This window comes from Bradyrhizobium sp. USDA 4341 (genome assembly GCF_054063755.1).
Genome location: NZ_JBSSGO010000001.1, coordinates 591,724 through 609,072, shown reverse-complemented (window position 1 = coordinate 609,072; position 17,349 = coordinate 591,724). Strand labels below are relative to the sequence as shown.

The following is a 17,349-nucleotide window of genomic DNA, read 5'->3' as shown; positions in this document are numbered from 1 at the left end:
AATCCCAGTGAATGCATTTCTTTCTTCCATTCCATCCCTTTCCCGCCTCTCCTCCCTCGCCAAGCGCTTCGGCAACAGCCGGGACGGCAACATCGCAGCCATTTTTGCGCTGTCGCTCCTTCCGGTGCTCGGCTTTGTGGGCGTCGCGGTTGACTATAGCCGCGCGAGCGCGGCTCGGTCGGCCATGCAGGGGGCTTTAGACTCGACGGCGCTGATGGTGGCGAAGGACCTCTCGTCAAATGTAATCTCCGTCACCGACGTCCCGACGAAGGCCCAGAGCTATTTCTCGGGCCTCTATACGTATCAGGGTGTGCAGAACATCAAGCTCGCCGCGACCTATACCGTGGGTTCAAGTGGCAAGGGGTCGACGATCCTGGTTAACGGCTCAGGAGCCGTGAAAAGCGATTTCATGCAGCTGATCGGCTTTCCGTCGGTCAATTTTGCAGCCAGTTCGACTTCGACATGGGGCACCAGCCTGCTTCGCGTGTCGCTGGTGCTCGACAATACGGGTTCGATGAATGACTACAATAAGATCGGCAATCTGAAGACGGCGGCCAAAAACCTCGTGACCCAGTTGTCAGGGCTCGCGAAGAAGGACGGCGACGTCTACATCTCGGTGGTGCCGTTCGAAGTCGACGTGAACGTCGGCAAGGCGAATTCAGGCGCGAACTGGTTGCGCTGGGACCTTTGGGATCCGAGCAACACCAATAGCCGTGGACAGTCGTATTGCAGCCAGGGCTACTGGTACACCTACGCCCAGTGCGTCGGTCACGGCTACCTTTGGGGCCATAACCCGGGATCGCCGTCCACGTCGCAGTGGAATGGTTGTGTGACTGATCGCGATCAGAACTATGACATCAGTTCCGCGGCGCCGACGTCTAACGCGACGAACTTCATCGCTGACCAGGACCAGTCGTGCCCGGTCGCGCCGATCCTGCCGCTGACTTACAACTGGACGGCGGTGAACAACACGATCACCGCGATGACTGCCCAAGGCGCCACGAATCAGACGATCGGGCTGCAGTGGGGTTGGCTGTCGTTGCTTCAGCAGTCGCCGATGAACGCCCCTTCGGAGGATCCCAATAACCAGTATCAGCATGTGATCGTGCTGTTTACGGATGGCCTGAACACCCAGAACCGCTGGACCGGAAACGGCTCGAACGGATCTGGCGCCGGCGTCGACACCCGCATGAAGAAGATGTGCGACGCGATCAAGCAGACCAATGTGACGATCTATACCGTTCAGATCGACACGGACGGGGCGGGCCAATCTCCGGTGCTTCCTTACTGCGCGAGCAATCCGGGCAACTTCTACATGCTGACCCAACCGAGCCAGATCGCAACAGCATTCGCCCAGATAGGAACGTCGATCTCGAAATTGCGAGTCGCACAGTAAGGCAAGCTGCGTGGGGGGGGGGGGGAACGTCCGGCCATCGCCCCGGCGGAGCAATGAGCTCAACGCCGGGGCATCAACGGTTGCAGGAGTCGGATTTGAACCGACGATCTCTGCCTCATGAGGGCAGCGAGGACGCCCGGACTCCTCTATCCTGCGGTAAATGGTTCGGACCTGGGTGCCCAAAGTCGCGCTAAACCTCTTCGATGAAATAAGGGGTGGTAGCGGGAGTCCGATTTGAACGGACGACCTTCGGAATATGAGTCCGACGAGCTATCCGGGCTGCTCTATCCCGCCAAAAGAGGAGTGCGGCGCCATGGGGGATGGCTGCCGCGAAGCAATGCCGGTACATCCGCGGTCATCGCTTAACTTGTGAAATTCGGCTATTCGGATTTCGGTGTTGGAACGAGTCCTTGATGAGCGGTCGCCGGCCGGGCATGGTCGACCAGGAACACAACAAGAACGCACTGACTGAATGTTTCTGACCTACCGCATCAAGCTGGCGCCGACCCGCGGCCAATATGCTGTTCTCGCGGGGCTCTGCGAGTCGCAGCGCCAGCTGTACAACGCCGCGCTGCAGGAGCGCCGCGACGCCTGGGCGAAGCGGAAGGTCTCGATCTCGAGGTTCGACCAGTGCAAGTCCTTGACGCAGATCCGGTCGTTCGACCCGGACTACGGCGACGTCCCCGCGAACCTGTCGCGGTGGACGCTGGGGCGCGTCGACGACGCGATGAAGGGGTTCTTCGGACGCGTGAAGCGCGGCCAGAAGGCCGGCTTCCCTCGCTTCCGGAGCAGGAGCCGCTGGGACTGTTTTGGCTTTGCCGAATGGGCCGGGATCCGGCTCCAGGGAAACAAGCTGCGGTTCAAGCCGCTGGCGGGCGCGCTGCGCCTGCGGCCGCATCGGGAGCTCCCGCCGGACGCGTCGATCAAGACCGCGGCGTTCTCGCGGAAGGGCCGGCACTGGTACGTTTGCCTGGTGGTTGATGTCCCCGTCGCCGCCACTCATGCCCGGCCGGAGACGGCCGTCGGGCTTGACGTCGGCATCGAGCATCTCGTGACGACGAGCGAGGGCCGGCATATCGAGAACGTGCGTCCGCGGTCTCGCCGCGAGCGCAACCTGCGGATCGCGCAGCGCGCGCTGGCGCGCTGCAAGCGCGGCTCGAGGCGCCGCGCCAAGATCCGAGAGCGTCTGGCCCGGCTTCAGCGTGCGGTCGCCAACGTCCGCTCCAACCACCTGCACCAGGTGTCGGCCGATCTGGCCAGGCGTTACGCGCTGATCGGCGTCGAAGAGCTTCGCTTGAAGAACCTGACCAGCTCGGCAAGGGGCACGGCCGCCGAGCCGGGGAAGAACGTCAGGCAGAAGGCCGGGTTGAACCGGGCGATGCTGGACGCATCGCCCGCGCGTCTGATCGAACTGTTGACCTACAAGGCTGCAAGAGCCGGTGGGACGGTGGTGAAGATCGATCCACGCAACACCTCGCGGGACTGCTCGTCCTGCGGCGCCGCGGTGGAGAAGACGCTGGCGGAGCGCCGCCATCGCTGCGGCTGCGGTGCCGACCTGCACCGCGATCACAATGCGGCGCTGAACATACTGGATCGTGCCCTGCGGCACGACGGGCGGGGCAAGCCGCCCGGGGACGCCAACGTGGGGCCTCAGCCCGTGCGTCGTCCCGGAAACACGGATGTTGAAGCTGCGAAAGCAGCTTAAGACATTCCGGACCAGGATCGACGTGCTTCAACACCGAAATCCGAATAGCCTGAAATTCTGCGCGATCAAGCGCCGGGGATAGTTGCAGGCTGTCTGATCTTGGCGAAAAAGGCACTTAACGCCTCGAGCCTGGGTCCAGTCACTTTTTCGCCGCCGCTTGCTCGTGTCCCGGTACCACCAGGATGGGCTATCGCGAAGATCGGGATGCCAAGGTACTCGGTGTGATAGGGCGTGGCGATCTGCCAGGAATCTGACAGCCGGACCCATCTTCGATCAACCCCGGCGTGAGCGCTGCCGGTATGAGCGAGGATCGCGCGCTTAACGGCGTTGAATGACGCTGAGCCCAGGCAGAGAACCATCTTCGGCTGTACGATGGCGATCTGCGGCAGCGTGTAGGCGCTTGCACTCCGAACCAGGTCGGGGAAGGCGATCCGCGCTGTCATCGAACCGCGCTTGATGAAGGCAAAGACGTCGGTTGCGTAGGTCTCCGGGAAGGACAGCCCGAACCGAGGCAGGATCTTCTTTGCAAGATTCTTGTTGGTGTCCAGACGAGGTACCTGGCCGAGTTGGTTTTGGATCCGACGATCTTCCTCGCTTAAATTCAGCAGGAATTCCTCAGATGACCAATCCTGGGCAACGAGCATCAGCTCTGCCTCGACGTTGTGAGCCGAGATTGTCCAGGGCACCACGTGATCACACTCGCAGCCGAAATCCCTGAGGTGGAGGTAAGTCCCCTTGTACTCGGAAAGGTCGTCGCTCTGACGCTTGCGGGCAAGCTCGAGCAAGGCCGCCTTCTTGGCGGCGCCGTCCAATACGACTGACGTTTGCAAATTCATGTCGGCAATATATCCGCTGTCCAGTTGCGTGGCACTCCCTAGCAGAGTCGAACTGCTCTCTACACCGTGAAAAGATGTCGTCCTAACCGATAGACGAAGGGAGCCCAATCAACGCCAAGTTGGGGTAGCGAAAGCCTGAGACTACAGCTCTCGGCGATCGGACTTCTGAGATTATGCCGTCCCTTGCAAGGGCGGTTTCCTCTTCATCCACGGGCGCCGCCGGCAAAGGCGTGCGTCCGTATCCGACCATGGTCGCCTTTTTTGAGGTGGCGGTTCCTCTTCGCGTCGACCTACTCGTCAGCTTTGTCACCACCTGCCTTGCGGGCAGTTCGGGCTTGCGGACCCTATGACGCTTCTGCTGGCAATCCTCCTCGGCTTGCGGCTCCGGAGAATCTCCATTCGCCTCGCGGCGTGAAGACTTTGACCACTTACGATCGACGCAGGAGCAGACTTTGCTTTTGTTCGAAGCCGGACACGATCCGGCGACCTACTGTGTTCCAAACAGTTGCTCTACCAGCTGAGCTATTCGATGGGCAACCTACCTGGGCGTGCTGCTCCTGTTGCTTCGCTTCCTGTTGGAAGCAAAATACAACACGTCCAATCCCTTTCGGCTTGCGACCTACTCGAGCGCGTTTCGGGCCTCTGTCACCCTGGAGAACCATCGGGCGCCATCAACCTTGTCGCTGCCGCCTCGCCCTTCCTTGCGGGGTCGGACCTGGCGGCTATCCGTTATCCATTCGCACTAAGCCGGGTTGCGTGACAGGTGCGGGTTGCGCCCGCTTCGGCTGCCTCCCTCGTCGGGTAGGCAAACCGTGTCCCCTCGTCGGGGACCCGTCCCGGCCGTCCTGCTATCCGCCACGTCTTCACGTGACGGCCCCTCGCGGGGAGGACCGGACTTGCATGGGTGGACCCTTGCGGGCGCTGCTACGTAGGCTTTACAGCTTTGACGCGGTCACCCGCGCCTATCCCATGGGGCCATGCCCCCAAACCCTTTCGGGATCTCGATTATCCAATTGCGCCGCTCTCGGCAGAGAGACGGCCGTGAGCGGTAACGGCGCGGACCTCTACATGAGGTTAGGTGTTATTGTCGGATAGAGCTCTTCATATCGTGCGCTCATGAGCTGGATCGTAGCCTCATTCACTCGATAGATGAGCGCATTCTTTTCGGCCGCGTCCTTCGACCCCCAGCCTGGACTTGCAAGTCGCAGGGTATGATTGACGTGCCGCCAAAACCCGTCGTTCGTGCACTCGACGGGCCAATTTGCGGGAGGCGGAATGTTGGGCATGCTGAACTCCGGGCAGGCATTCATGTTGCGCCGGATATGTTCTCCTTGCAACAGGGCACGCCCTGATGGTTCGGGTCGCGATCATCGACGCGCTGCGCGCGGGAAACGAAAATGAAGGGTTGGTGGGCCACCGCAGATTTGAACTGCGAACCCTTCGCTTAAGAGGCGAATGCTCTAACCGATTGAGCTAGTGGCCCGCGAATCCGGGACGAGTCGAACGTCTTGCCGCGGGGTTAAAAGGCCCGTGCCGGCCCGGCCTGGCGATTAAGGCTCCGGATCCAAGAATTTCGGACGCGGCGGCAAGCCGCGCCGATTTCAGGATCCGAGCGTAACGGGTGATAAGCATCTCTCGTTCTCCTTTGTTTGCGAGAGAACGACGATCTCGCCGTCCTCATTAAAACATCGCGCGCTTCTCTCTAAGCTCGCGATAAACTTGCAGAATACAATTAGAACAATCTATGATGGTGGTTGTGGGATGGTTCGAACATCCGGCCTAACGCTTATCAAGCGCTTGCTCTACCGAACTGAGCTACACAACCAAAGGATGTATTGATGGTGCGCAAGGCTGGACTCGAACCAGCGAAGACCGAAGCCATCTGAGTTACAATCAGACCCCTTTGCCGCTCGGGACACTTGCGCGAAACTTTGATGATGTTTTCCATCCGCCCCGGCGGAGCCCAAGCGCTGCAACGTCGGGGCGAGGTTGGTTGCGGGGACGTGATTTGGACACGCGACCTCATGGTTATGAGCCATGCGAGCTAACCGGACTGCTCCACCCCGCGATGGGTTCGCGCCGCCCTCTGGAGAGGGTAGCGCTGCGCAGCGTCTTTACATCCGAGATCGCTGCGGTGACTGCATCCTTCGGGTCCCATCTCCGAAGAATCGAGACTGGCGGAAGAGGCGAAGATTCGAACTCGCGGTACCCTTGCGAGTACGGTCGTTTTCAAAACGACTGCCTTAGACCACTCGGCCACCCTTCCGTGGATATCTGTCATGCGCGGAAACGGTGGGGTTCGAACCCACGGTACCGTCTCCGGTACGTCCGTTTTCGAAACGGATGCCTTCAGCCGCTCAGCCACATTTCCGCGCATGACAGATAAATAAAAGGTGAGACGCTCGAGCGGATGCGATGTGATTCGAACACATGGTAGACTTGCGCCTACGCCGCCTTTCCAAGACGGTGCCTTAAACCACTCGGCCACGCATCCGCTCGAGCGTCCATTGCACAACATCATCGCGATGGAGATCGGGTCAAGCCGCTCTCGTGCGTCGTCCACGATCAATCATCAAACGATGAATTGTGGTACCCCCGAGAGGCCTCGAACCTCCACGATTGCTCACTGCCTCCTCATGGCAGCGCGTCTACCAATTCCGCCACGGGGGCCCAATCAAAGATGCTAGGGCGACGGTGCCGAGCAAAAGTCGTCATATGGACGGGATGTCCAGAGCTCCATGAGCTCGCCTGCGTCGGGGACATGGGTCGGAATCGATTTCATGTCTTTCGCGAACAGTTCGCCGAACCGCTTCATGTTCAGTACGGTCCGATGCGCGTTGTGCATCCATTCGAGGTCGCGATCGAGCCGCTTGAAGCCGTCTTGCGGCCAACCTTTACCTCCGGACTGCACGCAATCGTCAACGACCTCATGTACGATTCTCCGAACGCCATCTTTCTCGTAGAGGGCGATCCACCAGTCATCGACCAAGCCGTTGTGGATGAAATGCGTGACGTCGCCCAGCCCGTCCAAGGTTAGCGGATCGTAGCTGGCGTCGGTCGAGCTATTGGCTTCGCGGAAAGTGATCGGCTCGAGCACGTCTGCGAGTAGTGGCGCGTTGTAGAGGAAGAGCCGGAGAACATCCGCTGAGCCGTCGGCGATCCAATCTCCAGAGGAGTACGACCGCCGCATGGCCTCTATTGCCATGGTGGGCGTAACCCCGTCTTGTGCCTTCGGTCGATGCGTCCTGTTCTTCAAAATGAAGTCCAGGAGCGCATTGATGGTTGCGGTGAATTCTTGGTTCGCGTTCATTTGAGCCATGGGCCTTGACCAAGGATCGCATTACCATCGAGCTTGGAAAGCGAGAAGTGGGGCGAGTCAGATCGAGTTGCTTTCGAGCCAACGTCAAACGCGCAAGGAGCCGGCCGCCAAGACTATTCTTCGTGATGCCAGGCGAAGCGCGCAGAGCGATGCTCCCTCTGGGACTTCGACCCGGTTCAGATTTCAATGGCTATCCCGGCGACGGGAGTGGCTCGGACGGCGGCGGCGGGCACCAGAGACCTCGATCAAAAAGCTTCGTGCGGACGGCCCGACTCGAACGGGCAGGTGTCTTGCGACGGCGAGTTTTAAGGACGCTGCGTCTACCAATTCCGCCACGCCCGCGCACGAAGGTGATTATTGGTGCCCCTGGAGGGATGCGAGCCCCCACGTTCTTTCGAACAAGAGTTTTTGAGACCCTCGCGTCTACCAGTTCCGCCACAGGGGCAATTTACAAATTCGTCGTCGCCGCGGCGCGATGCTGATCGAGCAAACCCTTTGAAAAGCGATGGTGCGAGACGAGGGCATCGAACCCCCACGAGCCGAGCTCACTACTTTCTGAGAGTAGCGCGTCTACCAATTCCGCCAGTCTCGCATGATCGCGCCGAAGGCGACGCCGATCGAATGTAGGCCAAGAGGGCCGCGGTTCGCCGGGACGAGCAGTGAGCGAAAGCCATTACCCGCGCGGATCGGGCAGCTGTCCGTCCGGAACCAGCTCTGACGATCAACCGCAGACCCATTGTCAGCGAAAATGAACAAACGGCCGACGGTGCGCCGATTGATCATCCTTTGGGGGATGAGCAAAGACTTCCCGTAACCGGGGAGCGCCTGATGCAGGCAGCGCTTCCGTCGGCCAATCAACGTTCTTACGATGTCAAACAACACGAACGGACCTTCCGAAGAGGTTTCGCTCGCCGGCCCGGATCTGCAGTTTCCCGCAGATGCGCAGAGGCCGAATTCCGTCGACGGAAGGATGCGCATGATCGCGCGCCTGGCCGTCGTATTCGCTTCAGGGAGGAGGGGTGGTCTGTCCGACCTGCACCAGGACTTCGACCGTTCGGTCTCGTCGCTTCGGGTGCTTTTCCGGCGGGCCTTGCGCCCCTCTCCTGCCTTTCGGCGGAGGGGTGGCCCTTCGCCGTCTTAGTCGGTTAGCTCGGAGCCCAAGATGGGCTGTTTGCTATTGAGATAGCTCTGCTGCGACATGCGTGCGCATGACGGTTCGCTCGAGCGGTCAAACGACCGTCCGGCGATTTCCGCGTACGCGGTATGGGCAAGCGATAAGCGCATCTCGTTCTCGATTGTTTGGACCTGCGGACCATCCGCAAGCGCCTTTCCATAAACTGGCAAGGATTAAGATCCAGTCAGTGGAATCGTTCCGCACGTTTGCGAGCGAAGCGATCGGGCAGCTTATGCCGCTCGGTTGTGAAAAGAGTCAACACAGCTTGATGCCGGAAGCCCCAAAGTAGCGCCCAGCGAGACTGTCGAGTCCTAAGCTAAGTAGCTGGGAAGATAGTGATTTGTCCGCGTAGCAGCAGGTGTAAAGAAATTTTGCTAAGACGCTCTCTGGATCGCCGCTTGAGGGCCCGATTTCGAACCCACGACGTCCGACCAAGCGCGTTTACGACGCCGGCAGAGGCCGAACAGATTGATCCGGTCGTCCCCCGAAATATGACCTCGGGTCCTTCACCGTAGTGACCGGATACCGCATGATTGAGGACAGGAGAAGATCGATGCTGTCCTACGAGAAATCGCCGCGGCCCTGGCGTGGGGGAACACTACGTTTGTTGTCCTCGGAGCCGCGAGACCTTGAGGACGCGCCTGCGGCTTCGGAGGATCTGATTGAACTCCGCGCGCTGTTGCGGACGACAGCCGGTGTCCGCCATGGCCGAATTGAGCACCTCGTGAGCCACGTCCTGCCGCAGCGCCTGGCGAACATCGATCATCTGATCGCAATCCATGTCCTCGGATATGAATTCAGGGTTGAAGGCCGGCGCGGGAGCGATGACTGGTCCGGGGGATTACCCTGGCGGACGGGGCTCGGGATGTACACGACGGACGCAACGCGTCCCTGGACCACCAATGTCGATGTTGCGATCGGGCTCGTGGCCAGGTACCTGCCGCAGTTGCGAATGGACGTCCGCGTTGGTGGCGCAAGGCACGGTCAGGTCAAGAGGGCGAAGTTTGACGAGAAGCATCCGACTCTGGCGGGGGAGATCGTGCCGCTGCCGACGGAGTGGCCTTATGGTACCTCTCGGTACCCGGCCATCGCGATCATGGACACCTTCTTGACGGCTCTCGCCATGCAAAAGGAGGCTTCCGGCGGGGGCGATCAGGAGGCTACAATTGATGGCGCTGGAGTTCAGGAGGCGGAGACCCGGCAGGCTGTCGGCGCCTAGCGTGGATCTAAGAAACCCGGCACAATTCAGCATCCAAAGAATCGGTCTCGGATCGTGACAAAAGGTACGTTGACGGTTGAACGTCTGGCTCAGGCTTACGCTGCCGCGCTGCGTCGCCGAGCCGAAAACGGTGCTCCGTCGCAGCGCGATATGGGTGCCGCGCTCGGCTTGTCCAAGCCGCACATCAGCGAAATGATCGCGCGCTATGAGGCCGGTGACCCGCCGAAGAGCATTCGGCTCATGTTTAAGCTGTGCCTTGCAACCGGCATCGCGCCGGTATTTGCGCCGCAAGAAGTGGTTCGAAAGGCAGGGCTTGAGCCGTTGCCGGCAAAGCCCGATGCCGCGGCCCGGGTTTTGATGGGCAGGGTTGAACATGCTGGCATCTCGCAAGGACGCCTTGCGTCGTTGTGCGACACCCATCAGTCGCTGGTCTCAGGGGCGATTTCTCGGTACCGCGCCCTCAGTCCGCCCAAGTCAACCGAACTATACTTTGGAGTCGCCGCGGAGGCAGGACTCGTGTCGGCCCTGATTCCAGCGTCGGATTTTAGAGAAGTGGCCGGAACGCTCGATCGCCTGATGACGGTCGATGAGAACAAGGAAGCGTTGAGGGTCATGCGAAACGAGCGAGCCTCGATCGCTAGCTGTCTTGCCGAACTGACGGAAGCTCAGCGAGAAGACCCGGAGTTCCACAGGCACTTCGCGAATACAAAACTCAGCCTTGAGGATGTCGCGTACATACGCGGGAGCTTTGAGAGCCTGGATGAAGCCGCTGCCCGGTTTGGCATTTCAAAGTCGACGGCGTCGTATATCCGTAACGAGCTAACATGGAGCACGAAGCCGCTGGGTCCGTGATCCGATACCTCTAGCCGACGAGCGTTCAGCGCGAGCGGGGTTGCGTTCCTGCGACAAAAGCCGTGGTGATCTGCTTTCGATACGTAGCCTTGAGGCCGTAGTCCGGGACAGGCGTGTCGACTTCACGCATGAATTCGAAATGCAAGTCTTTGTAGGGGAGCTCCCCGCGCGAAAGTCGAACGCGGGTCAACAGCGCCCGATGGGCCTCGACGGCGGCGTCTCGAGCTGCGTTTGTATAGTCCTTGCCATCTTTCTCCACCGAGCTGTTCGCGTAAGTCGTGATCGCCGCGATCTCCTCGTCAGTGTAGGTCACGCGCTGTTTGGACGTCATCATGGATGGCTCTCTCCTTGGGACGGTGTCGGCTGGGTGCTTGGCTCTCGTGAAACGGTGAAGCCCACAGAGCGGAGTGCGGTTAGGGCGGCTCGAGCTTGAGCTCGACGGTCATCGTGGTTGCGATTCCGGCGGTCCTTCGTCCACCAGATCTCAAACTCCTCGGCTGACCATTCGTAGGGTTTGCAGATCTCAGCCTCGATGGCGCGCGCGACGATTTCGACTTCTTCGTCGCTCATCGCATCGTCCGGAGGATTGGCTGGCACCTGTCGAGACGGCTCATAGCCTACACACGCGTAGGGATGGTCACGCCGGCGGCGGACACGATCGCGACGATGGTGGTGGTGGCCTGACCGAGGTCGGGCTTATCGGGAAGAAAATCCTTCATGTGACACTCCTGCTCTTGCCGCCGTCCAACGGAATATCAGACCTGCCTGCCACACTCGCAAGCTGCGACCTTTCGATTTCCTCAATGGCGTATCGGTATTGCGCCTCGGCCATCCGGGACGGGGAAGGCGGAAGGTCGGCGAGGTGGAAGTGCTCGACAATGGCGCGCGCGGCGTGCGCCGGCGGGGTGTCCGTAGTGTCAATCGTAAGGCAGTTCGGACGCGGGATCGCGGTCATCGGAGCCTCCCGCAGATATTGACGGAGCATCGCGATGCTGTCGATTTTCCCCGTCGCGGTGCGATCGGGAGAGGAAATTCGTGTCTCGAGTTCGGCCATTGCACAGGTCAGGAAAACCGGAAGGATCTCAGCTCCGGCGCCGATGGCCTGTTCGTATTGCTCGACATAGTCGAGATCGTCCGGAAACGCGAAGCACATGGTAGTCAGGAGCAGCGGCTCGCCGGATCTTGTCGCCGACCGGAGGGCGGCGTACCGCGTTTCCCACACCAGCGGCCAGAAGCTGGGGTGGCCGAAATCGTAGATCGATCGGGCGAACTGGATGGCGACATGGTTGTCGAACAACCGCCCGTCGACCAGTTCAAGAACGGCCTTTCCGACGGTGTATTTGCCGGCGCCGGGTGCGCCGTGGAGGAGCAAAAGCTTCATCGTACTCTCTGGTTCGGATCGTGCGGAGGAGGCCTAATCCTTGGTTCCATCTTGCGCAACCTTGACGGTGGCGTCATTGGGGCACTTCTGCCGGAAAGGCAAGCCATTGCGGGTTTGAAGCAGGTGCCGGGTCGTGCGCGTGGCGTCCCTGCTCAGCGGTTCTTTCGCCATGTAGGGGCGAACCAATGCTTCATTGTTGGCGTTGCCTTCAGCGATCTGGTTCCGGTTGCAGCCGCCGAAATTGACCACTTGCTGCTTTGTTCCAGTCCGGAAAGGCCATAGCGTCGCTTTCTGTCGCTGATGAAGTCGTGAGTGCCTTACTACAGTCAATCCTTGGCTCCCAGCCGCCCGGCCACCACGTGGTTAACCAAGGACTCGTCTAGCCTCCCGATACCGTGGAAATCTTGGTCTTTGTTGGGGAAATTGAGACCGTAGAACTGCGGGGACCATCCCGGCTTGGTAGATTTGTCTCCGACGTCCTGACACAGGTTTGGGTGTGAGTTCGAAAGCAGGGGTGTGTTCGGTGGTTTCGGAGGGTCTAATGCGTCTGGCGCTGCTCGGTGCCGTTTTGGTGGTCGCGATCACGGATCCTGCGGCGGCCGGCTGGGAGGCCAAGCGGAAGGGCGACGCCTGTTTCGCCATGCTGACGCCAAGCGGCTCGCGGAATGCGCCTCCCGACCGCGGCAAAGTATATGTCGCCCTGACCAACAACAGCAAAGAGGGCACCTACGACAACCTGTCCTTCGTGTCGGGATATCCGAGCGTGACCAAGTCGCTGCCCACGGTCTCGTTCGGCGAGAAGCACGATAAATCCTTCGATTTACTGCCCTACAGAAGCGCGGCTTTTGCCCGGGCCGGTAAGCCAGAGCAGGAGATCGTCACAGCCATGCTTGAAAATCCGACGATGCGGGTGACCTGGAGATCGTCCGACGGGAAGACCGTCATTGTGGATGACTACGATTTGACCGGAATTCAGGCTGCACGCGCCGTGATCGATCAGGCCTGCAACCGGCCGCCGGCGGGCGCGGCCGTCCAAGCTGATGCGACGCCAGCACCTCATCAGGTACCGCGAGGAAATCCCTTCGAGTGAAGGTGTCGGCTTCATGAGCGAACTTCATCCTGAGACACAGAAGCTTGTTGATGAATTTACGTCTGCTGTCGCAGGCAAGCTTCTCAAGGCACAGCAGAAGTACGGCCTAAGCGACAACTGGGCGAAGGATGACTGGGAGAACGAATGTCGCGCCGAGTTGATCCGGCATATTGAAAAAGGCGATCCGCTCGATGTTGCGGCGTACTGCGCGTTCATGTGGAAACGCGGTTGGTCGACGGCTGAAAATCCTAGGTAGCCGGTTCTGGCTTCGCTAGCGCGGCGAATCGACCACCTGGCAACATTGGCCGCGACAGCCTTGCGCGCAACCTGATCGAGCTCGACAGGCTGTAGTTCCGATGGCGGAAGCATGCACCGGCGGCGGCGCCGTCAAGTGAATCCTTGGCAAGGCTTTGCTGGTTTTCGGATAGTCGGGGACAGGTTGCAGGGTGCGTTGACGGGGCGTCGCGCCCGGGCGACGGTCGGAATGGGAGATTTCCATGCGTTCCGGCTTTTGTGGAGCAGTTTTGGTGTTGATGTGCACGGCTGCGTGGGCCGGCCCGCAGCCCGTCACAACCGTGCGCAGCTCGGGGCTTACGAAGATCCAGGAGCGCTTTGCGCCGATCGTGGCCGCCCAGGGGCGCAAGCTCGTCATTTTTGATGCCGACAGCCTCGTGCGCCCGTTCGGCGATGCCGTGCTCGGACGAACCTGGGATGCTCTGCCGAAGAACGCGCGCGGATCCTTCGAGCGGATTTCCGCGGCCACCGGCGAGCGGCGGGCATTTTCGATCCTGGTTCGGGTCGGCGGCAAGGTCGAATGCCGGGTTGGTCCGACATCTCCGGATCAGGCCTGGATCAACCTCCTGTCGGCCTATGCCGGCCAGGACCGCACCCAGTTCGATCCCAAACGCTTGACGCTCACGCCGGCAGTCTTCCAGCAATTCATCCTGGCGCACGAGATCGGTCATTGCGCTGACAAGCATGCCTTCGATCGGGATCGCAATCCGCTCCGTAACGCCATGCTCCGGCACCGGGCCGAGGGGTTCGGTGACGTGTTTGCGATCCTGCAGCTCGCTCGAGGCGGAACGTCAAAGCGAGCGCTTCAAGAGATCGTCTGGATCCGGGCACTCTATCTGTCGTCCTCGGCAACAGCGGAGCAGGAGGAGCGGAAGGACGGCGGATACCCGCCGGATGAGACTGTCGCCGGCTACGAGCACGTTCCGTATTTCAACATTGATGCAATGAACGCGGCGGTGTCGATCTCTGATCGGGTTGGCTCCCTGGATGATCGCCAGCTGGTGGACCTGGCTCATCGGCTGATCGAGATGGACGGCGTATCGATTGGCGACCTGATCGCAGCTCATCGGGCGCTGGCCAAGCAGCCGGGGTTCACCCATGCGGTGGCCGAGGTAGCGGTAGCGGACGCCCGGCGCGCGCTGCTGTCGCCCGGAGTGGTTGTGCAGGGACCCGCGGACTTCGATCGGCAGGCCTGGGAGCGAGAATTCGACGCCAAGCTGAAGCTCGCGGGGAGCGCTCAGGACGGTGCTGAGGCGGCTATTGCTGCGGAGCGGACCAGGCTGCGGGCATTGGCGGGTCGATCGGTCAATGTGGACGACGCGACCGCGATAGAGGCCGCACTCGGTCGCCTGGCTGAGCTTGCGACGAAAGGGTATGCTATCGTGACAGACCCGCCGGTGACGGTGACGTCGCGATCCGGAGCCCCGAGGCCATTGCCGGTGGCTGCGATGGCCTCCAGAACTCAGGTTGTCGGGCCGGTGCCGGCCGACTCGCTGCATGGCGCGCTGAAGGCGCTGACGGCCGATCGTGTGCCGCCGGTTGAGGTGAAGAAGAAAGAGCGAATGGCAGCGAGGGGAGAGACTGTCCCCTTCGTTAGAACGGGGAAAGTGAATTCGTCTCCGCTGGTCCCGCCGAAGCCGGTTGGGCTGGACGAAATGACTGGTATTTCGTCCAGCCTCGCGTCGATCAAATCGGATAACGCAGCGCAGCCGCGTCGGTGACTTACGGCCCAGGCCGTCGGATCGGCATCGGCGGCCGGATCGGGCGCGGCGGCAGCCGCGGAGCGGGCCTCGCGGCGGTGGTTGCCGGGGTCTGTTCCGCGGGCTTGGTCGTGGCTTCCGGAGAGGGTTCGCTGGCAATTTTCTCTGCCGGAACATCAGGGATCTTCGCTTCGATCGCGTCGGCAAGTACTGGATTCGACGCGATGTAAACGTCGGCGGTGGTCGCGAGACCCCCCTCAGTCACCGAGTGCTTCTTGTTGTCTGGAACCGTTCGCATTGCGGCGCGAGCAAACCTGCGGGCAGCCGGTGTCGCTGCAGGCTGCGCGGCCGCGTCGGTCGTTGCCACATGGGCCGGGCTGCTACCAGCAGCGCTGTCGACGAAATCGCGGCCGGCCTTGGCGAGCCGTGCTTCGGCTTCAGCTTCGGGGTCAATGGACGGGGCTTCCTCGGTTGGGAGGGTAGCGGAAGTCTGATCCACAGCATCGGCTTCCCCGTCGGGACGACTGGCCGCCAGGGTCGCGTCGGCCGGCTGGATGGCAGCCGAGGTTTCGTCGCCGACGACTTCCAGCTCGGATTCACCGCCGGCAGCAGCCGTCGGCTCGTCGACGACGGACGCGGCCTCGGAAGAGCCGATGGGCTCGTTGGTCGTGCCTTCGGTCGCCGCGGCGACAACGGACGTCATCTCGTCGCCTTTCTTGGGCGCGCGCTGGATGCGCCCGAGAAGGTCGACGAAGTCCCGCATCAAGGCGAGCGCCTCGTCCGTCTTGCCGGCCTGGACCAGCTTGTCGGCATCATAGGCGCGGCGCTTCGCTTCCCGGCGGATCCGGAACAGCTCGAGCAGCGGGCCTTCCACGAAGGTCGCCGGCTGGTTGGTTTCGAAGTGGCGATCGTAAATGGGCTTGCCGGAAGGGTCTTTGACGACCTCGCCGCCACGCTTGCGCGGTTCGCGATCGGCCTTCCATTCGCCGTTCACGTCGATCGTGAGACGGCGCGCCTTCAGGTCCTCCGAGCCGTCCATGTGGCTCAGGATGTCGGCGTGGAGCTTCTGGGCGCGGGCATTGTTGAAGAACGCCTTTCCCGAGCGGCCGCTCGCATCGCGGCCAAATACCACGATGAAATTGATCGGCTTGCCGTCGGAAGGCTGCAGCGCGCTTTCGGGGTGGATACGCTCGATCTCGAGCACGAGACGGGTGGCCGCCATGGGATCCTCTGAAAATTTATCCTTCCGATTGTACGGCTACAGCCTGCAAGGCGGAAATCTGGTCATTGGACGGCGGTCAGACTTGTGCTCGGGTCCGACGGCCCGACATCCCCGGCTCTCAACCCTCAGGGAGCTTCGCGCAGTTCCGGTCCCCTGTGACCTGGCACAGCTCTCAAGTTGGTGACGTCAAACGGCTTATTGGGAAATTTCTTGCGCCGCTGGGCGTCATAAGCATCCAGCTGTTGTTCCAGACCTTTAATCAAGAGCTCGCTTGAGCGCTTTAAACCTTCGCTAGTTACGGTTGACTTGAAAGCTTGCTCAAAGATCACTCCCTCAAAAATTTCCAATTGCCCCGCTTCGCTGAAGAGATCGTCTAGGCGCTCATTCTTGACGATATGCTCCGCGATCTCTTCACCGTTCTTCTCTAGTTGTCCCTTCATCAATTCACGGAACGGATTGTTCTGTTCAAAATTCTCTTCCTCTGCAAAACGATCTTCTGCGGGGGCGATTGTCTTGAGCGATCTGATCGCGTCGATGAGTTTTAGCTCGACGTTGCTGATCGTGGTTTTGGTTTTCGGATCAAATCGAACGGGAGGTAGCGTTTGTTGCGCCCAACGGCTCACTCTAACTCCGAAATCGTACCTCTGAAGATCGGTAGGATTCTCGACGGTCCAAGGCTCATAAAGTATCGAGGAAGGAACAAAGTCGACCGTCGCTGTCTCCTTTATATCTGAGTCGGAATAGTCGAGCGCCGGCACATTTTCACTCATAGCATGCACGCCGTCGCCAACGATTAAGACCGCGTGATCGACGTCGCTAGCAATGTTAGATAGGTCTTTCACCTCACTCCTTCGCTGCTCCTGCAGCTGCATAACTCTCTCCTGATTCGCCTTGTCTAGTTGGTCCTTGTACTCTCGCTTTCGCTGCTGCACCCAGATGATGCTGTTCATTGCCCACATGCCCGCTGCAAGGAGTCCCGCCTGTGCAGCCTGAGCGGATGGATTTGCACTGAAGTCGGGGGGAGGGGCCGAAGCCATTTGAGGTGGAGAAATGGATGGTAGCGGCCGGAACTGCGGCTGTTGGAGCTGGAGCTGTGGCTGTGCGGTCGTCGATGGCGAAAGTATCGGTCTCGAGGGAGTGAAGTCGAAGTGATATTGAGGT

15 protein-coding genes and 15 tRNA genes are annotated in these 17,349 nt (G+C 60.6%); 7 read left to right on the top strand and 23 right to left on the bottom strand.

Annotated elements, in window-relative coordinates; all coding sequences use genetic code 11:
- Positions 1-7: 7 nt before the first annotated feature.
- Positions 8-1,396 carry a pilus assembly protein TadG-related protein gene (locus tag ACVIGB_RS02965; protein WP_456718226.1) on the top strand — a complete coding sequence of 463 codons (1,389 nt, stop codon included), beginning with the start codon at positions 8-10 and terminating at the stop codon, positions 1,394-1,396.
- An 80-nt stretch (positions 1,397-1,476) separates the two neighbouring features.
- On the opposite strand, the gene ACVIGB_RS02960 is transcribed toward ACVIGB_RS02965, so the two are convergent.
- Positions 1,477-1,552: transfer RNA gene (locus ACVIGB_RS02960), tRNA-Met, on the bottom strand.
- Between the two features lie 60 nt (positions 1,553-1,612).
- Positions 1,613-1,690 (bottom strand) — tRNA-Met (locus ACVIGB_RS02955).
- Positions 1,691-1,868: 178 nt separating this feature from the next.
- Between ACVIGB_RS02955 and ACVIGB_RS02950 the strand changes: the two genes are divergently transcribed.
- Entirely contained in the window at positions 1,869-3,101 is a 1,233-nt protein-coding gene (locus tag ACVIGB_RS02950) for an RNA-guided endonuclease InsQ/TnpB family protein (protein ID WP_456718227.1), read from the top strand.
- A 65-nt stretch (positions 3,102-3,166) separates the two neighbouring features.
- On the opposite strand, the gene ACVIGB_RS02945 is transcribed toward ACVIGB_RS02950, so the two are convergent.
- From ACVIGB_RS02945 to ACVIGB_RS02875, 15 genes are all read right to left on the bottom strand, one after another.
- Positions 3,167-3,937 carry a hypothetical protein gene (locus ACVIGB_RS02945; RefSeq protein ID WP_456718228.1) on the bottom strand — a complete coding sequence of 257 codons (771 nt, stop codon included), beginning with the start codon at positions 3,935-3,937 and terminating at the stop codon, positions 3,167-3,169.
- Positions 3,938-3,966: 29 nt separating this feature from the next.
- Positions 3,967-4,041: transfer RNA gene (locus tag ACVIGB_RS02940), tRNA-Glu, on the bottom strand.
- A gap of 355 nt (positions 4,042-4,396) precedes the next feature.
- Positions 4,397-4,467, bottom strand: a tRNA-Ser gene (locus ACVIGB_RS02935).
- Positions 4,468-5,343: 876 nt separating this feature from the next.
- Positions 5,344-5,420, bottom strand: a tRNA-Lys gene (locus ACVIGB_RS02930).
- A 265-nt stretch (positions 5,421-5,685) separates the two neighbouring features.
- Positions 5,686-5,762 (bottom strand) — tRNA-Ile (locus ACVIGB_RS02925).
- Between the two features lie 14 nt (positions 5,763-5,776).
- Positions 5,777-5,862, bottom strand: a tRNA-Tyr gene (locus ACVIGB_RS02920).
- Between the two features lie 65 nt (positions 5,863-5,927).
- A tRNA-Met gene (locus ACVIGB_RS02915) sits at positions 5,928-6,005 on the bottom strand.
- Between the two features lie 107 nt (positions 6,006-6,112).
- A tRNA-Ser gene (locus ACVIGB_RS02910) sits at positions 6,113-6,203 on the bottom strand.
- 18 nt (positions 6,204-6,221) lie between these two features.
- Positions 6,222-6,308, bottom strand: a tRNA-Ser gene (locus tag ACVIGB_RS02905).
- A 36-nt stretch (positions 6,309-6,344) separates the two neighbouring features.
- Positions 6,345-6,431: transfer RNA gene (locus ACVIGB_RS02900), tRNA-Ser, on the bottom strand.
- Positions 6,432-6,524: 93 nt separating this feature from the next.
- A tRNA-Leu gene (locus tag ACVIGB_RS02895) sits at positions 6,525-6,607 on the bottom strand.
- A gap of 13 nt (positions 6,608-6,620) precedes the next feature.
- Complete coding sequence (locus tag ACVIGB_RS02890; RefSeq protein WP_456718229.1) at positions 6,621-7,256, bottom strand: hypothetical protein; 636 nt, start codon at positions 7,254-7,256, stop codon at positions 6,621-6,623.
- Between the two features lie 258 nt (positions 7,257-7,514).
- A tRNA-Leu gene (locus ACVIGB_RS02885) sits at positions 7,515-7,598 on the bottom strand.
- Positions 7,599-7,614: 16 nt separating this feature from the next.
- Positions 7,615-7,701: transfer RNA gene (locus ACVIGB_RS02880), tRNA-Leu, on the bottom strand.
- Between the two features lie 61 nt (positions 7,702-7,762).
- Positions 7,763-7,848, bottom strand: a tRNA-Leu gene (locus ACVIGB_RS02875).
- A gap of 1,135 nt (positions 7,849-8,983) precedes the next feature.
- Here ACVIGB_RS02875 and ACVIGB_RS02870 point away from each other — a divergent pair.
- Both ACVIGB_RS02870 and ACVIGB_RS02865 read left to right on the top strand, forming a co-directional pair.
- Positions 8,984-9,649, top strand: coding sequence for a hypothetical protein (locus ACVIGB_RS02870; protein WP_456718230.1), 666 nt, complete (start codon positions 8,984-8,986; stop codon positions 9,647-9,649).
- Positions 9,650-9,718: 69 nt separating this feature from the next.
- Positions 9,719-10,501, top strand: a complete 783-nt coding sequence (locus ACVIGB_RS02865) for a hypothetical protein (RefSeq protein ID WP_456718231.1) — start codon at positions 9,719-9,721, stop codon at positions 10,499-10,501.
- A gap of 25 nt (positions 10,502-10,526) precedes the next feature.
- Here ACVIGB_RS02865 and ACVIGB_RS02860 read toward each other — a convergent pair whose 3' ends face one another.
- The 4 genes from ACVIGB_RS02860 to ACVIGB_RS02845 all read right to left on the bottom strand — a co-directional run bounded on the left by ACVIGB_RS02860 (position 10,527) and on the right by ACVIGB_RS02845 (position 12,131).
- Complete coding sequence (locus tag ACVIGB_RS02860) at positions 10,527-10,835, bottom strand: hypothetical protein (protein ID WP_456718232.1); 309 nt, start codon at positions 10,833-10,835, stop codon at positions 10,527-10,529.
- The gene (locus ACVIGB_RS02855) at positions 10,832-11,071 is read right to left on the bottom strand and encodes a hypothetical protein (RefSeq protein WP_456718233.1); all 240 of its coding nucleotides are present in this window, start codon (positions 11,069-11,071) and stop codon (positions 10,832-10,834) included. The genes ACVIGB_RS02860 and ACVIGB_RS02855 overlap by 4 nt, the downstream gene beginning before the upstream one ends.
- A gap of 145 nt (positions 11,072-11,216) precedes the next feature.
- The gene (locus tag ACVIGB_RS02850; RefSeq protein ID WP_456718234.1) at positions 11,217-11,798 is read right to left on the bottom strand and encodes a hypothetical protein; all 582 of its coding nucleotides are present in this window, start codon (positions 11,796-11,798) and stop codon (positions 11,217-11,219) included.
- Between the two features lie 117 nt (positions 11,799-11,915).
- Entirely contained in the window at positions 11,916-12,131 is a 216-nt protein-coding gene (locus ACVIGB_RS02845; RefSeq protein ID WP_456717171.1) for a hypothetical protein, read from the bottom strand.
- A 292-nt stretch (positions 12,132-12,423) separates the two neighbouring features.
- Here ACVIGB_RS02845 and ACVIGB_RS02840 point away from each other — a divergent pair, with 292 nt between their 5' ends.
- From ACVIGB_RS02840 to ACVIGB_RS02830, 3 genes are all read left to right on the top strand, one after another.
- Entirely contained in the window at positions 12,424-12,972 is a 549-nt protein-coding gene (locus ACVIGB_RS02840) for a hypothetical protein (RefSeq protein ID WP_456717172.1), read from the top strand.
- Between the two features lie 13 nt (positions 12,973-12,985).
- A complete protein-coding gene (locus ACVIGB_RS02835) occupies positions 12,986-13,228 on the top strand; it encodes a hypothetical protein (protein ID WP_456717173.1) in 243 nt (80 codons plus the stop codon).
- Positions 13,229-13,469: 241 nt separating this feature from the next.
- Complete coding sequence (locus ACVIGB_RS02830; RefSeq protein ID WP_456717174.1) at positions 13,470-14,987, top strand: hypothetical protein; 1,518 nt, start codon at positions 13,470-13,472, stop codon at positions 14,985-14,987.
- Between the two features lies 1 nt (position 14,988).
- Here ACVIGB_RS02830 and ACVIGB_RS02825 read toward each other — a convergent pair whose 3' ends face one another.
- Positions 14,989-16,170 carry a hypothetical protein gene (locus ACVIGB_RS02825; protein WP_456717175.1) on the bottom strand — a complete coding sequence of 394 codons (1,182 nt, stop codon included), beginning with the start codon at positions 16,168-16,170 and terminating at the stop codon, positions 14,989-14,991.
- 143 nt (positions 16,171-16,313) lie between these two features.
- Entirely contained in the window at positions 16,314-17,138 is an 825-nt protein-coding gene (locus tag ACVIGB_RS02820; protein WP_456717176.1) for a hypothetical protein, read from the bottom strand.
- Positions 17,139-17,349 lie beyond the last annotated feature (211 nt).